Source organism: Melghirimyces algeriensis (assembly GCF_900182565.1).
GTDB classification, from domain to species: domain Bacteria; phylum Bacillota; class Bacilli; order Thermoactinomycetales; family DSM-45169; genus Melghirimyces; species Melghirimyces algeriensis.
Window position 1 is genome coordinate 129,333 of sequence record NZ_FXTI01000005.1, and the last position, 18,188, is coordinate 147,520.

The 18,188-nt window shown below is 45.2% G+C and carries 17 protein-coding genes; 1 reads left to right on the plus strand and 16 read right to left on the minus strand.

Annotated elements, in window-relative coordinates:
* Positions 1–71 precede the first annotated feature (71 nt).
* From spoIIID to FN782_RS09030, 11 genes are all read right to left on the minus strand, one after another.
* Entirely contained in the window at positions 72–359 is a 288-nt protein-coding gene (gene spoIIID, locus FN782_RS08980; RefSeq protein WP_142505454.1) for a sporulation transcriptional regulator SpoIIID, read from the minus strand.
* A gap of 153 nt (positions 360–512) precedes the next feature.
* Positions 513–1,187: a stage II sporulation protein SpoIIQ gene (spoIIQ, locus tag FN782_RS08985; RefSeq protein ID WP_142505455.1), complete on the minus strand. Its 675-nt coding sequence runs from the start codon at positions 1,185–1,187 to the stop codon at positions 513–515.
* Between the two features lie 678 nt (positions 1,188–1,865).
* On the minus strand, positions 1,866–2,129 hold the full coding sequence (locus FN782_RS08990; RefSeq protein ID WP_142505456.1) for a LysR family transcriptional regulator: 264 nt from the start codon (positions 2,127–2,129) through the stop codon (positions 1,866–1,868).
* A 149-nt stretch (positions 2,130–2,278) separates the two neighbouring features.
* On the minus strand, positions 2,279–3,286 hold the full coding sequence (locus FN782_RS08995; RefSeq protein ID WP_142505457.1) for an amino acid kinase family protein: 1,008 nt from the start codon (positions 3,284–3,286) through the stop codon (positions 2,279–2,281).
* Positions 3,287–3,307: 21 nt separating this feature from the next.
* Positions 3,308–4,918 (minus strand): class I tRNA ligase family protein, encoded by a 1,611-nt coding sequence (locus FN782_RS09000; protein ID WP_185956170.1) that lies wholly within the window; start codon positions 4,916–4,918, stop codon positions 3,308–3,310.
* 18 nt (positions 4,919–4,936) lie between these two features.
* Entirely contained in the window at positions 4,937–5,725 is a 789-nt protein-coding gene (locus FN782_RS09005; protein ID WP_142505459.1) for a cupin domain-containing protein, read from the minus strand.
* An 11-nt stretch (positions 5,726–5,736) separates the two neighbouring features.
* Positions 5,737–6,810, minus strand: coding sequence for a branched-chain amino acid ABC transporter substrate-binding protein (locus FN782_RS09010; protein WP_142505460.1), 1,074 nt, complete (start codon positions 6,808–6,810; stop codon positions 5,737–5,739).
* On the minus strand, positions 6,803–7,867 hold the full coding sequence (locus FN782_RS09015; RefSeq protein ID WP_142505461.1) for an SIS domain-containing protein: 1,065 nt from the start codon (positions 7,865–7,867) through the stop codon (positions 6,803–6,805). Before FN782_RS09015 ends, FN782_RS09010 begins: the two co-directional genes overlap by 8 nt.
* A 12-nt stretch (positions 7,868–7,879) precedes the next feature.
* Positions 7,880–9,046: an NAD(P)/FAD-dependent oxidoreductase gene (locus FN782_RS09020; protein ID WP_185956171.1), complete on the minus strand. Its 1,167-nt coding sequence runs from the start codon at positions 9,044–9,046 to the stop codon at positions 7,880–7,882.
* 2 nt (positions 9,047–9,048) lie between these two features.
* Positions 9,049–10,344: an aspartate aminotransferase family protein gene (locus tag FN782_RS09025; RefSeq protein ID WP_142505463.1), complete on the minus strand. Its 1,296-nt coding sequence runs from the start codon at positions 10,342–10,344 to the stop codon at positions 9,049–9,051.
* The gene (locus tag FN782_RS09030) at positions 10,313–11,665 is read right to left on the minus strand and encodes a SidA/IucD/PvdA family monooxygenase (protein ID WP_142505464.1); all 1,353 of its coding nucleotides are present in this window, start codon (positions 11,663–11,665) and stop codon (positions 10,313–10,315) included. The genes FN782_RS09025 and FN782_RS09030 overlap by 32 nt, the downstream gene beginning before the upstream one ends.
* 251 nt (positions 11,666–11,916) lie before the next feature.
* Between FN782_RS09030 and splB the strand changes: the two genes are divergently transcribed.
* The gene (gene splB, locus FN782_RS09035; protein WP_142505465.1) at positions 11,917–12,942 is read left to right on the plus strand and encodes a spore photoproduct lyase; all 1,026 of its coding nucleotides are present in this window, start codon (positions 11,917–11,919) and stop codon (positions 12,940–12,942) included.
* Positions 12,943–12,992: 50 nt separating this feature from the next.
* On the opposite strand, the gene spoIID is transcribed toward splB, so the two are convergent.
* The 5 genes from spoIID to FN782_RS09060 form a co-directional block, all read right to left on the minus strand.
* Entirely contained in the window at positions 12,993–14,033 is a 1,041-nt protein-coding gene (spoIID, locus tag FN782_RS09040; protein ID WP_142505466.1) for a stage II sporulation protein D, read from the minus strand.
* Positions 14,034–14,172: 139 nt separating this feature from the next.
* Positions 14,173–15,480, minus strand: coding sequence for a UDP-N-acetylglucosamine 1-carboxyvinyltransferase (gene murA / locus FN782_RS09045; RefSeq protein WP_142505467.1), 1,308 nt, complete (start codon positions 15,478–15,480; stop codon positions 14,173–14,175).
* Between the two features lie 20 nt (positions 15,481–15,500).
* Positions 15,501–16,238, minus strand: coding sequence for a YwmB family TATA-box binding protein (locus FN782_RS09050; protein WP_185956172.1), 738 nt, complete (start codon positions 16,236–16,238; stop codon positions 15,501–15,503).
* A gap of 75 nt (positions 16,239–16,313) precedes the next feature.
* Positions 16,314–16,556, minus strand: coding sequence for a DUF1146 family protein (locus tag FN782_RS09055; RefSeq protein ID WP_142505469.1), 243 nt, complete (start codon positions 16,554–16,556; stop codon positions 16,314–16,316).
* Between the two features lie 123 nt (positions 16,557–16,679).
* Positions 16,680–18,185 carry an NADH-quinone oxidoreductase subunit N gene (locus FN782_RS09060; protein ID WP_142505470.1) on the minus strand — a complete coding sequence of 502 codons (1,506 nt, stop codon included), beginning with the start codon at positions 18,183–18,185 and terminating at the stop codon, positions 16,680–16,682.
* Positions 18,186–18,188: the final 3 nt, after the last annotated feature.

Here is an 18,188-nt window from a genome sequence, read left to right on the forward strand (position 1 = left end):
GTATCGGTTTTCAAAACGATCCCGGCAAATTTTCAACCTGATGGCGGACGGGGTGTGCGGACGCAGGGCGCTCAGACCTCTGTAGTCTCCATTTTCTTTTCTTTCTGTGGGCGTGTCAGTTTATATTTTACCTTTGTTGCTTCTCCTCCCCGCAGATGGCGAATCGATTTATGATACTCCAGGATTTCTTTTACCTGATTCGCCAAATCAGAGTTGATTTCGGGAAGCCGTTCCGTCAAATCTTTATGCACTGTACTCTTGGAAACCCCAAACTCTTTTGCAATGTTGCGGACCGTGTTTCGGGTTTCCACAAAGTAACGCCCTATTCTGATTGTCCGCTCTTTGATGTAATCATGCACTCCCCTCGCCTCCCTAATCCGAATGTCTGATACATTATATGAACGGATTGTGGGGTTATTCTCATCTAACAAGCCCTGACGAGCCTGAGAATACAAATTTTATCCAAACAAAAAAGGCCGCTCCCAAATGGAGCGGAACGACCGACATAGCATTCAATTTTTCAAATAGGATTCGGGGTTTACCGATTTACCATCTTTTCTGACTTCAAAGTGCAGATGTATCCCCGCTTCTTTCTCAAATTTATTTCGTCCAGCTTCAGCAATTTTGTCACCCTGTTCCACGGTGTCGCCCACTTGGACCCGAGGGTTGGACAAGCTTTGGTACACTGTGACCAATCCATTCTTATGCTTAAGCTCCACCTGTTTTCCGGTAAGCGGGTTTTCCTCCACCTTGATCACCTTCCCGCTGACAGCAGCCAGAACATCAAAGCTTTTGCCGTCTTTACGGGTGAAATCAAGACCGGTATGCGGCCAAAATGTTTTGTCATATTGGACCAACGCAGCCTCTTTCGATTTTTCTGAACCCGATTCCTCATAATAACCTTTTTGCTGATTTGCTTTGGAATCGGAATTAACCGGCAACTTCATCTGTTCTACCGTTTGATCTGCCGGTGTGGTTTCCTCCTGCCTCAGCTCTTCCAAGCCGGTATTGGGTTTAGTAACACCCATATCCTGAGCATTTTGATACCACCATACCAGGCTTAGAATGAGTGCTGCGACTGCCAGGTAGATGGCGGGAAAAAACCACTTCTTCGCCATCAGTCTTTTCCATTTTAAACGCGGAATTTTTTCAACCGAACCCGTCGGTTTTCGATCTTCTGGTTTCATTTTGGTTATCACCTCAAAATCCAGTGTGACCACAAGATCCCTCATTCATACCTTTTTCCATATTTTTCATCTATTAAATAGTAAGGTTGATGCTTTACCTGACAATCCTCAGGCCATAACCATATCCAAATTGCATCTCCTATAGATGTTCACTGCCAACTGCCCCCATACATACACGGAATCAGAAACAAGAACTCTGAGATAGAATAAGTCTGCCCTCCTTGACGGAAGGGCAGACTGAACGGATCGCGTAACTCTATTTTTTTCATCTTCTGATTGTAAAAGGTCATTTCCAACCCTTGGGCTAAAAATTTGCAATGATAGTCTTTAAATATAGATGCAGGTTCAGGTCGATGTTTTTATGCTTGAACGGACATAACCCTTAGATATGTTAAATAGTTTACCAGCCGAGAAATCATATATGTCCTCATAGAATCGAGTCTTTACATTGCACTTCTGGTATCACCAAAATTGAATTGCAACACAAAAAAACGGATGATTCTTTAGGTTGTTTTGTGATACAAGAATAAAGATGAGACCACATTACGTGTATAAATCGATTCAACCGGATCGAGAGGGAAGAGCTAAGGGAGAAAACCAAAAAAAAACCTTCGACAATGGAAGGCTTTCATCCTATTGTATTTTCTCTTTTCATTCTAAGGGGAGAATATTCATGACTTAAACCGATTCCTTTTTTATATATTGGTTCACTTTTTCAACCTCCATCAAGATGGTTTCAGCATGCTTTTTTAACAGTTTTCCTTCCGGAGTCAGTTGTACCCCTTTTCGCGTTCGCAATAGCAATTTCTGTCGCATTTCTTCTTCCAGACATTTCATCTGTTTACTCAAAGCCGGTTGGGTGATATGAAGCTGTTTTGCAGCTTTGGTGAAATTCTTACACTTTACAATCGTTAAAAAGTAACGGAGCTGGTAGATTTCCATCCTTGTCCCTCCCGCATCTGAAACGCTGTCATTCAGCAAGCTTTCAACGTGCTTTCAACCTAAATTCTCATTTGTAACTGGGCGGATTTCACACTCCGTTCCACTACTGAGATCGATCAAAACCTGTTGAAACCCGTTCCTTCCTGTTTTTAATGAGCTTGTTGCCATACAGTCAGTTTATTGTGAAGGAGGAAAATCACACCATCACATTGAAGCGTGGGGACAATGATTTCTACATATCCATCATAGTGTGTACAAGAGATCCCGCGATGCCTGCAAAGTATCTCCTTAAGCAGCTCTTCCATATCTACTGGTCTGTTTCGCGGTTCAAAAACAATCGTAATTCGCGCATATCCTTCTTCGTACTCTTGACTGGTCACGGAAAAACGAAAGAAGGGGTCTTTACCATTCTGTTGAACCGTCTCACCAATCCAGGTTCCAAGAGATGAGTCAAAACAATCAAAACGTGTAATACGCATCGGAATCCCAGCTTTAAAGGCCCAGCTGATCGATTCCTCATGAAGGACACCGGCTCCTTTGGATGCAAGCAACCGTGCAGCTTCATATGATAAACGGGGTACGACTTTCGCTTCCCGTACAATGTGAGGATCTGCGGTCAGAATACCGGGAACATCTGTAAACAACACAATTTCATCAGCATGTAAAGAAAGACCGATGGCAGCAGCCGTTGTATCGCTGCCACCCCGGCTTAACGTCGTAATGTCTCCAAGAACATTCCGCCCCTGAAACCCTGCAATCACAGGTACATACCCGTTTTGAATATGCTGTTGGGTCTCTGTGGAGTCCACATACAGCACAGACGAATTCACCACAGAACGGGTGGTAAAGATGCCCGCTTCCCCGCCAGTCAGGCAGATGGAATCAATCTGTTCCCGCTCCAGCATGTTGGAAAACAATGTTGCTGAGATAATCTCACCACATGTTGCCAAGAGGGTATAGTTTCTTGCTGACGGGTTTTTAAGCAGGCTGAGCAATTGATCCGTGGAATAGGGATTTTCCCTCCGTCCAATGGCAGACACCACAACAACAGGCGTAAAACCGGCCCGTAACGACTTTTTCACCTGAGAAACAGCAGAAATCCTTCGCTGATGGTCTAAGAGGGAAGTTCCTCCAAATTTTAGAATCTGAACCGTCATCTTAAACTCCCCTTCAATTGATCACTTGAAACCACCAAACGGTATACACTCTTTATGAAACGAAAGAGGAATCGGCTCAAGACTTTCCACGTGAGACCATTTAAGCGGCTGTGAAGGCATCCCCAAAGATTTGCACAGCTGGGTCGAAAATTCCGGCATGATGGGATAGGCAAAATAAACCAAACCATAGAACATAAAACCGGTTGAAATCAAGCGATCACGATAAGCCGTAACATTTGTAGAGCGCATGGGAAGAACATAACGGTTAAAATAGGATTGAATCGCTTGACTGTAATCACGAAGAACAGCACTTGATTGATACAAGCTGAATGAGTGAATATCCAAATAGGTTTCCATCCCTTTTTTCACCCATTCCAAACAGCCTTTCGTCTGCAAATCCAGTTTTTGAGGTTCCAGCAGTAATCCATGTGGAAAATCCGAATCAAGAAGATCACCAAATCTCTCCAGTGTTTCAACCAGTGGCTTTAGCTCATTTTGCATCATACGTTCAAACGCACGCTTCGAAAAGTTTGTTTGCATAAATTCCGGATTGGTGCGACACAGATAGTAACGCAAAGCATCCGATGGCACTTCCTCGAAGATTTCCCGTCCCCAAATGGCATGCCCTCTGCTTGTAGAGAACTTTTCATTCTCCAATAAATAGAATTCGTTTGTTATTACATGGTCCGGATAAATATATTTTCCATCTAATGCCAAACTGGCGGTTACGTGTAAGACGGCATTGAAGAAACTGTTATCATAGCCCAGAAATTGAACAAATGTGGTATCTTTATTGGTAGGGTTTAGATGGGGATGATCATACAATTGAGCCCATTGAAGTGCGGAGTAAATATGTCCCGGATACATCTCAAACCAGACATTGATGACTTGATCTTCAAATCCCTGAACAGGCACCCGAATTCCCCAATCCGCTGGATAGGTAACAGGATAATCAGGAATGGGCTGATCTGTAATCCACTGACAAAGAGCTTTTAAGTGCGGACGCCAACTTTTTCTGGAGTTATAAAATGACTGAAGGGCTGTTCGGTACTGATCAATGGGTAAGAAAAGCCCGCGGTATTGAGTGATTTGTGGTGGAGATTCACATGAACTGCAGTAAGAGTCAATCAATTCAACCGGTCTGTTCACACGACCGCAGGCTTCACACAGGTTTCCTGCCGCAACTTCATAGCAGTAAGGGCATTTCCCTTTAATATGTGATTCAAACAAATAGGTTTGACATTGATTACAATAGTGGATCGGTTCTGTTTTTTCTTTCAGGAGCCCTTTTTCATACATTTCTAGGAAAAAGTTCTGGACAAATTGGATGTACTCCCGATTCCCCAATGAGTTTATAAATCCATCCAGTTCAATGTTTGCCGCTTGAAAGGTGGATAAAATGTTCTCCGTCTGCTTTTTGATCAATCTTTCCGGGCTGGTTCCCAGCCGTTTGGAAGTTGTTACAACATAACTTTGATGGTCATCCCCACCGCTGAGATAAACAACATGGTTTTGTTGCATTTTTTGATAACGGCTAAACACATCCGCTGCCAAATACGGTCCCGATAAATGACCCACATGCAAATCTCCGTTTGTCGTGGGAGGGGTGGCCGTAACCAAATAGGTTTTCACATTCATCACACTCCTTTCTTATTTTTCGGACGTTTCTCCCCACCAAATACAAAGGATCTCCATATCCTTGGACCCTTCGTTTTTCACGGTATGAACAGCGAAGGGCTCAAGATAAACCACATCCCCTTTTGAGACAGGAAGACGATGCTCATCCACATTCATCGTGCCCGTTCCTTCCATAAACAGAAATGCTTCTTCCTCATCATGACAATGGGGAAGTGTATGCTTCCCTGGGCTTAAAACCGCCCAAGCTGCACCAAAAGGCGAGGATTGGGAAGAACCGGAAGGAAATAACCTGCGAAAGTCCGCCCCATATTCTGGATTAAATTTTTCCCTGGTTGGACGATCAATCGATTTATACTTGACTTCACTTGTCCGTTTCAAAGCTCTTCGAAGATATAAATCCACCATTTTTTCAGGATAATGTTTATTTAAACCTTTTCTCACTCTCCGGATATAGTCCGCAGAAGGAAGATTATAGGGTTGGATGATTTGGGGTTCTAACGTATATACCTTTCTTTCAACGCCTTCAATCAAAGCCCGATTCTGTTTGAGAACATACCCGTGACCGTTCTTGACCAGATCCTCCAAACGATTTTCCGATACCTGATAGGCAACACCGAGGACTTGTCCACCTTTCAACGGTACAAGCGTGGATGTTCCGCCATCATCAAAATCCGGATGCTCACCCGTAAATGTATAGATATAATCGGTCAATGTCGCGCGAACCATTCCGTCAACGTCACCTAGATCCCGTTTCATTTGATCGGGGTCTGTACTGATCCCATAGGCAAAAACATAAGGCATAATGATCCTCCCTACTTTAATTTTACAAACTCTCCATTCCGGATCTGATAAACCGCCCAGGGGAAGTTCATCCAGTTGCCGTGACTGTCAAACAAGAGCTTCCCCATCAATGAGTGATTGTGCATCGCATTCAGGGAGATCCGGCTAATCACCGCATGGGTATTCTCTGCTCCAACTTCTGCAGCTGCTTTAAGATACAGCTTCGTTGCCAGATAGCTGGTAATGGAGTAAGCTCCCGGTTTCAAACCTGCACGGGATTGATATCGTTGTAGAAATGCTGGGAAATCCGGATGAAGTGGATCATGATCTGTGGATACCACATAAGTCTTTTCTCCGGCTTCTCCCGCCAATATGGGCAGCTCAGCGATATAAGCATCATCCCCCATAATGACGGGCTTTGTAACCTTTTGTTGATTCAGCCAGCGCAGTACTTGACTGCCAACCTGATACCTGCCAGCATATAGAATGGCTTCTATATCTTCAGAAATATCGATGGGATCACCATCCCACACGGTTTCTTGGACATCCTGAACCCCTATCTGCTTGAGCCGATGCTGAAGCAGTGCTGATAGGCTCTGGCCATATTGAATCCCCTCTTTGATGATCAAAACGCGTTTCGCTCCCAATGACTGTGAGACAAAGCAAACCATTCGGTTTGCCAACCCTTCATCCCGACCGTAAAAACGTAAAACATGTTTGTACATGGGGTAAGTGAGCATCGGATGTGAGGTGGCCGGAGCCAGAAATGCGATTTGCTTTTCCTGGTATCGTTTGACCGCTTTTAAGGCTTCGGTACTGCTTAGATGACCAATAACTGCATGCACTTGTTGTTGAATGAGACAATCTGCTGCTAAACCGGGAGCGGATTCATCCAACTGATCTTCTTGCCAAATAACCTCTACAGAGAAAGAGGGGAAAGTGGCCATCCAGTCTTCCACAGCCAATGCAAAGCCTGTGCACAGTTCTCTGGTATGCCCTCCCAGATTCCCGCTAACGCCCACTCTGATAGTGTCACGATTCGGTTTGCATCGCTTCTCGGTCTCTAAAAGCTTCAGAGGTTGCAGAGGGGGGATTGATTTACACATAAAGCTGTCTCGCCTTTCGGTATTTCTCTTGGTCTCTTCGGATCAAATCGGGATTCAGACCTCTGTTTACAGCTGAATAATAAGCCATCAATTGAATCGGTATGGCATGTACAATCGGCTTTAAGGGACTGATACATAAAGGCAGGGCAACAGCCGAAATCTCCTCATATATGTGAGGCTTTGAGGTTAGAAGAATCGTTTGAGCGTCCACGGCTTTTACAGCTTGTATGGCTTCCTTTACCCGATCCCTGCTGCTGTTGGGAGGGTCAATCATCACAACCAGACTCTTTCTATCACACATCACCAGGTGTCCATGCAGTAATTGTTCCAGGTCCAAGCCCATTGAAAAAAGATAGCTGGTTTCTGCAATCTTCAGGGAAGCTTCCATGGCCAAAGGAAGCGTGCAGCCTGACCCTGCAAATATCCAGTTATTCACCTCGTTTCCAATCCCTTTTGATTGATCCAGCAACTGTTCATCCAAATCCAGGGCCTGACGTAACAAATCGGGAAGAGATTCCATACTTCCTGACAACAGATTTTTCCCAAAGAGAAGCAACAAAACGGTTGTGCTTAAGGTGTAACTGATGGTGTGTGCCAACGATTTTTCATAGGGATATCCCGTGTCCACCAAGTAGTCAACCTTCTCTTTTAAAAGACTGTCTGAAAAGCCACAGATCCCTGCCGTAGTGGCACCTTTGCTTCTCGCAACATCTAGGGCCTGAAGTGTCATATGTGTTTTTCCAGAATGACTGACACCAATCACCAAATCAGACTCTCCCAACTCCCAATGATGCAACAGTTCAAACGATGAAACAGCCTGAATATCCTTTTTTCCTTGGTAGATTTCGTGAGCAATCGACTCCCCGGCCAGACAAACATATTGGGACGTTCCACAACCGGTCAGAAGAATCCGTTGTTTGCTTTCCATCTCCTCTGCGATCCATTCCAACACGGTTGCTACCTCAATGTTTTGGAGCAATTTTTCGATATAATCCGGTTGAAGACGAATCTCTTCATACATGTAATAGGGATGTGACTCTCTTGATTTTGCACGCATCAAACCATCTCCTCACATATGGCGATAGGGATACTTTGGTTGAATCCATCGGTTTTGTTCAAAGCGGGATAATCGATAAGGTTGCAAATCTTCATGATCTTTCATCTCCATTAATTCATAAGCGATATATTCGCCCAATGCTGGAGCAATTTTAAACCCACCACCACTGAAACCTGTCGCAACATACAAACCTTCGATCTCTTGCAACCTGCCCACAATCCCATGTTTATCCGGTGAATAGCTGTCAAAGCTGGAACGGCCCCCTGCAAAAACCGTCTGATTTCTCAGTTTTGGAATACGATGCTGCATCAAGTGAAGGGCATCGTGAAAATCCTCCATTGTTAAAGGGGACAGGGTATCGGGATCTACATTCAACTGATTGGTGGAAATGCCAACCAATATTTTTCCATCTCCTGTTCTTCGGAAATAGGTACCGATTGTATCGTCGATGCAGGTTGCCAATGGCGGACTGATTTCCTCCGAAGGTTGAAAAAAACAGATCCCAATCTTCTTGGACTGAAGGGGGATATGGAGCCCTATGGACTGAAGCAAAGGTTTGGCATCGATGTTGTTACACAGTATCACCTCCTTTGCCTCAATCTCACCCACATTGGAATGGATACCGATGACTCGATCACCAACAGTCTTCAGCGAATGGACTTTGACGCCTTCCAATATGCCAAGACCGTTTTGCTGTGCCTGTTGCAAAAAGCTCATCGTCGCCTTAACCGGGTCAGCATAACCACTGTCCGGCTCATAAGCCACCACAGCAATATCTTCCGGGGAAAAGAATGGCTGGGCTTGGATGAAATCATCCGGGGAAAGCATTTGGATGCAAATTCCCAGTTTTTTCAGCATTCGGATGTTTTTTTTCGCATGTTCTTGATACCCCTTGCCAATCATCTGGAAAAAACCGGTTTTTTGAAATGCACAATCTCCCCCTACGATTTCATTCCAATGCTGGAAGTATGGATAACTGGACCATGCTAATTTAGCTTGGTAGGGGTTTGTGTGATGCATTCGAATCAATCCGCCTGACATAGCGGTTGATCCCATGCCTGGTGGGCGTCCTTTCTCACACAGCAACACCTGATGCTTTCCCTGGCGTGCCAAATGATAGGCGATGGAACTCCCAATCACACCTCCCCCAACGATTAGAAAATCGGCTGTCTTGACCATCCTTATACACCCTCTTTGAGGGCATGATCCAATGCCCATTCAAAAATATTCACAGCTTCCTCCACCTGTTGCGGTGTAATATTCAACGGAGGAATCCAGCGAATCACATGATTTTCCGTCCCGCATGTCAACAAAATCAACCTCTTTTTCAAACATTCCTTACGAACCCTTTCTGCGATATATTGTTTGGAATAATTCAAATAATCGACAAATTCGCAACCTATCATCAATCCCAGTCCCCGAATCTCCCCTAAATACGAACAGTACTTTGCTGTATCCCGCAACCGATTCATCAACCGATCGCCGGCCGTTTTTGCCTTAGCCAACAACCGTTCATCATGAATGACCCGAAGTGTCTCCGCCGCTGCTGCACAGGAAAGGGCATTTCCTCCATAGGTTCCCCCGTGGGATCCTTTTTGCCAATGATTCATCCATCGCCTATTTGCCACAACCCCACTCAATGGCATTCCGGATGCCAATCCTTTGGCAATCAAAAGAATATCCGGTTCCACACCAAAGTGTTCATAGGCAAAAAATTTTCCGGTCCGTCCAAAACCCGTCTGAATCTCATCCAAGATCAAGAGGATGCCATGCTGCTCACAGATTTCTTTCAGACGGGGCAGAAAGTTTTTTGGGGGAACGACGTATCCTCCTTCACCCAAGATCGGCTCAATAATCATCGCCGCAGTTTCTTCCGGTGACGTTTGCGTTCTTAACAAGTGTTGCAGTTCTTGAAGACACCATTCACTCAGGTCTTCGGGAGAAACACCCCGATATCGAAACGGATCCGGGTAAGGAGCAATATGAACACCGGGCATCAACGGTTGATAGTGTGAACGATAAATGGTTTTTGCGGTAGTGAGGGACATGGCTCCTACTGTTCTTCCATGATATCCGCCTTGAAACGCAATGATATTCGTTTTCTTCGTTGCTTGACGAGCCAGTTTCAGCGCGCTCTCCACCGCCTCACTCCCACTGTTTGCAAAAAAGAAGCTGTTCAAGTGAGTCGGCAACACTTTTTCCAACTCGGTTACCAGGTCCAGCATCGGTTGATGATAAACGACCGTTGCCTGTCCATGGATCAACCTTTCGGCCTGCCGCTGAATTGCCTGTACCACTCTGGGATGGCAATGCCCTATATTGGTGACACCGATCCCTGAGGTAAAATCCAAATAGGGCTGGTTCCTGGAATCAAACAGATAACTCCCTTTCGCATGGCTGACCTCAATTTGGGTAAAGTGGGGCCATACCGGGGAAAGCTTTTGCTTATGATTTTGGAAAATAGGAGACGAAGTCATTTTGGAATCCCTCCGATCCCGTACAGCATTGTTTTTGCTGCATTTGATTATAGTTGTTCAATATTCTTCCAGCCTTCACCGCAATCATACTGAACGAAGCCGCATCGCTGATCCCATGCGTCTTTTCCGTCAAACCATTGACAAAAATCCGGGGTTGAAAATGATTCTTCGTTTCCAGCTGATAATCTTTCGTAATCAATAAGTCTCCTTCCTGATCCGTTAAGAGATATTCACGTAATGGCTCAAGCATAAAGGGGATTTTTTCTTCCATAAACCCTGTACACAAGATCACCTTATCCGACATGACGTTCTGTTCGGAGGCGTTGTATTTATCCCGGATGGTTAACTGATACCTCTCATCCATCGGTTTAACGTGTGAAATCTCTGAGCACTTTGTCACATGAATCCGTTTTTTTCCCATGATACTTTCCTCATATACTTTCCAATAAAGCTCATGGCTGACATCTGCATCAACAGCAGAATAATTTGTAAAAATAATCTCATTCAAAAGGTCCATCCGCTGATCTTTGGACAAAGAATAAAAGTAATCCGTGAATTTCGGGAAAAAGACTTCATTGCTGAAATGTCCCAAATCATACAAACGAAATCCGGTATTTCGATTGATCGAGTAGATCTGGGAGTCAGGAAATTGATCGGCCAAGTAAAGAATAATCTCAATCGCATTTTGCCCTGACCCAACAACCGTAAATGTATAGTTTTTATTTTTATCCAAGGAAACGATTCGGCTTTTAAATGTGGTGGAATGAAAAATGTCTGATCCAATATGTGGCAAAAATGCTGACGGAATATTGGGTCTTCTTCCTGTGCTGAGCACTATGTTTTTGGCTGCATATTCCTTTTTTTCATTGCTTAAACGGTCGCGGGCAACCACTTTTACCCGGTCGACTTGATCTCCTTGTCGAACAGGCTCAACCTTTAAAACTTCCTGATTGTAAAGAGTATTTTCCGATACTTGCTCAGCTACCCATTTCACATAATCAGACCACTCAATCCGTCCAGGCGTGCCACCAATGAGTCCAAAGGAAAAGATGCGATCCTTTTCTTTTAAATAGTTTGCAAAGGTATATTTGCTTCGCGGATTGCGTGGAGTGGCGAAATCACGGAAAAAGTGATGTTGAATATCGGTCCGGGGCAAAAGCATTTCCGGTTGCCATTCCGAATTGGGCTGTTTTTCAAGAAAGAGAACATTTCCTTGATTCCATCTGCCATTGGCTTCTTCTTCATCTTTCATCGCTGTCGCCAGTGCAATTCCTGCCGGTCCAAAACCCAAACCCAAAAGATCATAGACATGGTTGCTCATCAATCTCCCACCTTTTTTGGAAATGTTGTCTGTTTCACTATTAATATATCATTAAATGGAAAGATTTCTAATAAATTATAGTTATTATTATTTTTTTTCATAAAAAAAAGATACTTTTAAATTCAATTTTTTATCGCATCTCCTTCATTCATGCCGTTTTTACTGACATTCTACCCCGCATTGAAAAGGTAAAAAATAACAGGTTTTTTCTTAAAAGCAACACTTCATCTTATATATATGAGGTGAAGCAAATGAAACCGTTCCAACCTGAACTCATTTTTTTTGAACCGGATGCTCTTACATATCCTTTGGGAAAAGAGATCTATGAAATGTATAAGGATACAGGCATTCCCATCAAGGAGACCACATCCCACAACCAAGTACGTGGAATTCCGGGAGAGTCAGAACTTCAAAAATATCGGGCAGCCAAAAAAACGCTGGTCGTCGGTGTAAGGAAGACATTGAAATTTGAACCATCCAAACCCTCAGCAGAGTACGCCATTCCCCTGGGAACAGGATGCATGGGGCATTGCCACTATTGCTATCTCCAAACCACTATGGGGCGTCGACCCTATATCCGGGTCTATGTCAACTTGGACGATATATTTGACAGGGCGCATGCGTATATTCTGGAACGCAAGCCAGAAATCACACGCTTTGAGGCAGCTTGTACGTCCGACCCGGTGGGCGTGGAACATATTACAGGGTCATTAAAAAAGGCAGTGGAATTCATGGGGAAGCAGGAATTGGGAAGATTGCGCTTTGTTACAAAATATAGTACTGTTGATTCCTTATTGGATGCCGATCACAATGGACATACTCAGTTTCGTTTCAGTCTAAATGCGGATTATGTAGTCAAGCATTTTGAACCGGGAACAGCTCCGCTTCATGAACGAATTGAAGCAGCAGGTAAAGTGGCCCGAGCCGGTTATTCTCTCGGTTTCATTCTCGCTCCGCTCATCCGTTTTGAAGGTTGGGAAGAAGGCTATGACGCTCTTCTCAGAAAACTTCGGGAAGAACTTCCCGGAGAGTCCTTGAAGCACTTGTCTTTTGAATTGATCTCCCATCGCTATACCAAAGCTGCGAAAAATATTATCATGGAGCATTACCCAAAAACAAAACTGAACATGGATGATGAAGAACGGGAAAAAAAGTGGGGACGTTATGGTCGATACAAGTATGTTTATCCCAAAAAAGAATTGAAGTCGCTCCGCGATTTTATGGAAAACAGAATACAGCACTACTTTCCGGAGTCCAACATTTTATACTTTACATGAAAAAACGGGAGAGAGAACCTTGCGATTCATCCCTCCCGAAAAAGAGTATTTCAGCCCTTTTCTTTCCGAGCCAGCTTTTTATTCATTTGGGTTACCTCTACCCCCTGATAATAATAACGCACAATCTCTTTTGCCTTCTTACCACGGTTCGCCAACAGATTGGCCCCCCATTGACTCATCCCGACCCCATGTCCATAACCTTTGGTAACCAGCGTAATCTGTCCATTAGAAAGAGACCATTCAAAGTCAGCGGACGAAAGATCCAATGCTTCCCGAATCTGTCTTCCGGTAAACACCTGATCCCCCACCTGGATTTTGCTGATCTGCCCTCCTTCTGTCCGTTCTGTCACCTTTATCCACCCATTTCCCGCAGAAGCAGGTACAGATATCTGTTTACCCGTCGATTCCGTCAGACGGCGCGTAAACTCTTTCAGTTTAAATTCCTTTTGGTCTTTGTACTTTGGGGATGCTTTATCCCACGGTGAAGGAACACTGCGCAGGTACGGATAGGAGGTGGAAAAATAATCTTCTGAATTCTCCGTTTTCCCATTGCTTGTGGAAAAAAACGCAGCATAGATCGGTTTGCCTTTGTAATGAATCACCTGTCCCTTTGTATCCTTCACAGCTTGATTCACTCGGTTCGAATAGGTTTCGTAATCCTCTCCCCATTTCTCTTTTAGTTGCTCATCAGTCAAGTATACTTGATGATCCACTGTATCGGTTACATAAGCCTTTGTTGCTTTTCCTCCCCTCGCCTTCATATCTTCATAGTCTCCACGCAAAAGCCGATCCACAATATAGGTTCGGGCGGCCAGCGCCTGCGCCTTCAGTGCTTCCAAATGAAAATCAGCTGGCATCTCCGCCGCCACCACTCCGCGTATATATCGCTCCATCGGAATTTTTTTCACTTTTTTTTCTTTGGTCAGGTATACTTTTATCTCAGGACCAGCATTTAAGGATATATCTTCATCCTGGTCGGAAGGGGATTTCCCATCCAACGGGTCATCATGATCAAAGCTTACCAAAATGGCTGGTACGGCAACCATCACTCCGATCAGCACCACTGCAATAAGAAGCAACTTTTTTTGCAATACGATCCGCCTCCCTGTGGTTGTTCGTCTGAAGGGACAACCTCTTACATAGTCTATGAGGAGACAGAATCCAGTAGAACTTGCCACAAGAAAAGACAACTTCAGCCACAGTGACTAAAGTTGTCCTTTTATCGCTCAATTATGCATATGATTGCTGAACTTCAAGCCCTTCTTTACCGGTATCTGCGGAAACCCGTTCAATATCCGCTCCGAGAGATGCCAGTTTTTCCACTAACCGGACATATCCTCGATCAATATGATGCAGTTCTGTCACTTCTGTCGTTCCCTGCGCCACCAGACCCGCAAGAACCAAGGCCGCTCCAGCCCTTAGATCCGTTGCTTTCACCTGTGCGCCAGACAGCGGATATCCGCCTTCGATCAGAACGGAACGACCGTCAATCTTCATCTTAGCGCCCATCCGTTTCATTTCTTCCACATGCATAAAACGATTTTCAAACACCGTTTCCGTAATGATGCTATTTCCCTTCGCGGTCATCAACAAAGCCATCATCTGGGATTGCATATCTGTCGGAAAGCCTGGATAGGGTAAGGTCTTCACATCCACCGGCTTCAGGGGCTGGTCCGCACGAACGTGTACACCATTTTCCCCTTCCAAAATCTCTACGCCCATCTCCCGCATTTTGGCAATCAGTGGATTCAAATGATCAGGGATCGCCCCTTCAACAAAGACTTCCCCGCCGGTAATCGCTGCAGCCACCATATAGGTTCCTGCCTCAATCCGATCCGGAATCACTGTGTATTCCACACCGCGTAAAAAGTCTTTACCTTCCACCCGGATGGTATCGGTTCCAGCACCCCGCACATGACCACCCAATGCATTGATGAAGTTGGCCAAGTCAACAATTTCCGGTTCACAGGCAGCATTCTCAATCACCGTGCGTCCTTCGGCCAACGCAGCTGCCATGATGATGTTTTCCGTCGCTCCCACGCTGGCAACGTCCAGATAGATTCGAGCACCCCGGAGACGGTCAGGCACCGTTCCTTCTATAAAACCCTGACCAATATGAAATTCCGCTCCCATTGCCTCCAAACCTTTCAAATGTTGGTCAATGGGGCGACTGCCAATTGCACAACCTCCAGGGAGAGGAATTCTGGCATGTTTTTTCCGTGCCAAAAGAGGACCCATTACTAAAAAGGAGGCCCGCATTTTTCGAACCAGTTCATAGGGTGCTTCCGTTTGTTCCACCGTTTCCGCATTGATTCGAATGGTTTCGGATTTCTCATCCAGTTCGGTATAGATTCCCATACTGCACAGCAATTGCGTAATGGTTTTCACATCTTCCAACATGGGAATATCCTGAATGAGAATTTCTCCCCGAGAAGGCAGAATAGAAGCAGCAATGATTGGTAAAACGGCATTTTTAGCACCATGTGTTCGAACTCGCCCCTTCAATCGATTGCCGCCTCTTACAATGATTTTGTCCAAGACTCTTCCCTCCGAGAATGCTAATATTCTATCGTAATGATCGGGGTACCCAAGGTAAGAATCACTTGATCGTCCCTGTCACCAGCCTTAGCTGCCACCTGAACGTTCATGGTTCCACCCTTGGTTTTCACCCCCCCATTAAAAAAAGGGGTGTGCGCAGAAACACTGGTCATCCGTTTCGTCCGCATCGATTCAACTTCACTGGCCTCCAAGTCCTTTAGAACCTGACGAACCAGATGCTCCCGCCCCCGTCCACGCTTTCCAGTCGATTCGGAAATCATTCCCTGAATGGAAAAATGGGCACGGGACTGAATACCGAATTCCGGCAACGTCCGATTCAGACGGTTGCGGGCGTCAAACAGATGAGTACGAACCAAACCGTGTCCCTCAGCACGAATGGCAATATATGGCTTCACAAAAAGAGCATCAGGCCTATCGTTAATAACGGTCAATTCCACTTGAATGTTTCGTTTCCAATTTCCTTTCGCTTCAAAACGTGTCCCTTCATCCAGGGTTTTGACACGCAATGGCCCCAGTTCCAGCTCATTTGCTAGATCCTGTGCCAAACCCTTCACATCGTCTCCAGAGACCTTTTGTTCGATCCGGCTTCCGTAATGCAACATATACGTTTTCACTTTGGCCCCGGTACGATCAAAGGTGCGAATCAGTTTCTCTTCATCATGAGGGGTTGTCGAAGAAGCGATTAAAAAGATGGATAAAAGCAACAACAAAGGGATTGTTATCCATTTGCGAATCATGGTCCATCCTCTCCCTGTCTCTTTTTCTACCATTGTTTACATGACAGGAAAAGGATATACCTAGTGACTCCCCTTCTAGCCGAAGAGCGAGCCTACCATTCTCGACCAGCCCATATAATCGATGAGGAACGTGGCCAAACCATGACCCAGAATAATGGACAACAATACATACAACACTTTCGCCTGAATGCTTTTTGGATCCCGTAGAAACAAGTCCAGACGAATATTTTGCAAGACCCACCAGCTTAAAGCAATACTGACTAGGGACAGCAAGATGTTGACGAGTGCAGTAACAGCAAAACCCGTCGCTCCATCCATAACTATATGCACTCCTCGTACAGTGGGTTCACACGATATTCCCATGCTACCCCAAAACGCTGTGAAACGCAACGACTTTTCAAGGATTTGCCACAAATACCAACTCTCCGACTGCCTTTCGTTTCACTGATGTTGCGTTCCTACGGGAGATAAAGTGGAGACCCAATCCAACTGTCCTATAAAATCCAAGGTCCATTGAGGAAAAAGCCCGAAAAAAATCGTTCCTGTCAAGGAAACCAGAATCACGGCAACCGCCCCGAACGGAATCGCAAATCTGCCTTTGGAGGAAGGGCGGAAATACATCATCCGAATGATTTTGAAATAATAAAAATAGGAAATCACTGTGGTAATCACCATCACAGCTGCAATCCAGAATGTTTGACCTGTGATGGCATGAATCAGAATATAAAATTTTCCAAAGAATCCGGCCGTCACAGGGATTCCTGCCAGTGAAACCAGAAAGACCGTCATCGCAACAGCCAGCAAGGGATTTCGCCGGGAAAGACCGGCAAAGGCGGCCACATCCCCTGTCTTCCCATCCTGCTCCACCACATTTAAAACGGTAAAAGCCCCCAAGGTCATCAACAGGTAAGCCATTAGATAGTAAACCGTACTTTCAAACAACATTCCACCGGAAATCACCGCAAGCGGAACCAAGAGATAACCGGCATGGGCCACACTGGAGTACGCCATCAGCCGTTTGGTTTGACTCTGTCGCAGAGCCCCTGTGTTCCCTACTACCATTGAGACAGCGGAGAGAACCAATAACGCCGGACCCACCACGTCTTGCCATGGACCTGTTTCATAGAGAAACAGATAGGTAACGAGAAGAACCCGTAATACGAAGGCAAAAGCAGCCGTTTTAGAAACAACAGCCAAAAATGCTGTCACCGGCGTGGGAGCGCCTTGGTACACATCCGGCACCCACATATGAAAAGGTGCAGAAGCCACCTTGAATCCAAACCCAAGAAGCATCAGAAACAGAGACAGAAGAACAAATGATTCATATCCGCTGTTAAAAGCTTCATAAAGACGTTTCTGCGCCATATACAGATTGGTTGTCCCGGACAGTCCGTAAACAAAGGACATCCCGTACAAAATAAATGCGGAAGAAACACTGCCTGTGATAAAGTACTTCCAGGCCGCTTCATTGGATGGAAGCCGTTTCCGACGAATACAGGCCAATACGTAGGAAGAGAGGCTTAACAGCTCCAATCCCACAAAGAGAGTGATCAAATCGGCGGAAGAGGTTAAAATCATCCCTCCCAGCAAAGCGGTTAGCAATAGATAGATATACTCTCCCCCGACATGTTCCCCTTCTTTCCGGATCTCCCTCAAAAAAGCGAGAAGTACCAACGCCGTACCCGCTAGCAAGATCAGTTTGAACGCTAGCGCAAAATCATCCACCCGATACGTATCTGACAAGATCTCATATGGCGGTTTTCCTACACGCCACAGGGTAAACGCTCCTGCTGTTGCCACAGCCATGATCCCCATCCAACCAAGTATACGGCGATCTGTTTCCTTTTTCATGAGAAGATCGATCACGGTCAGCAGTGCAGCGGCAACAAGGATCGTCAATTCCGGTGCCATCACCGTCCAGTTGTAATCCAGAAGATATTTTTCCATTCC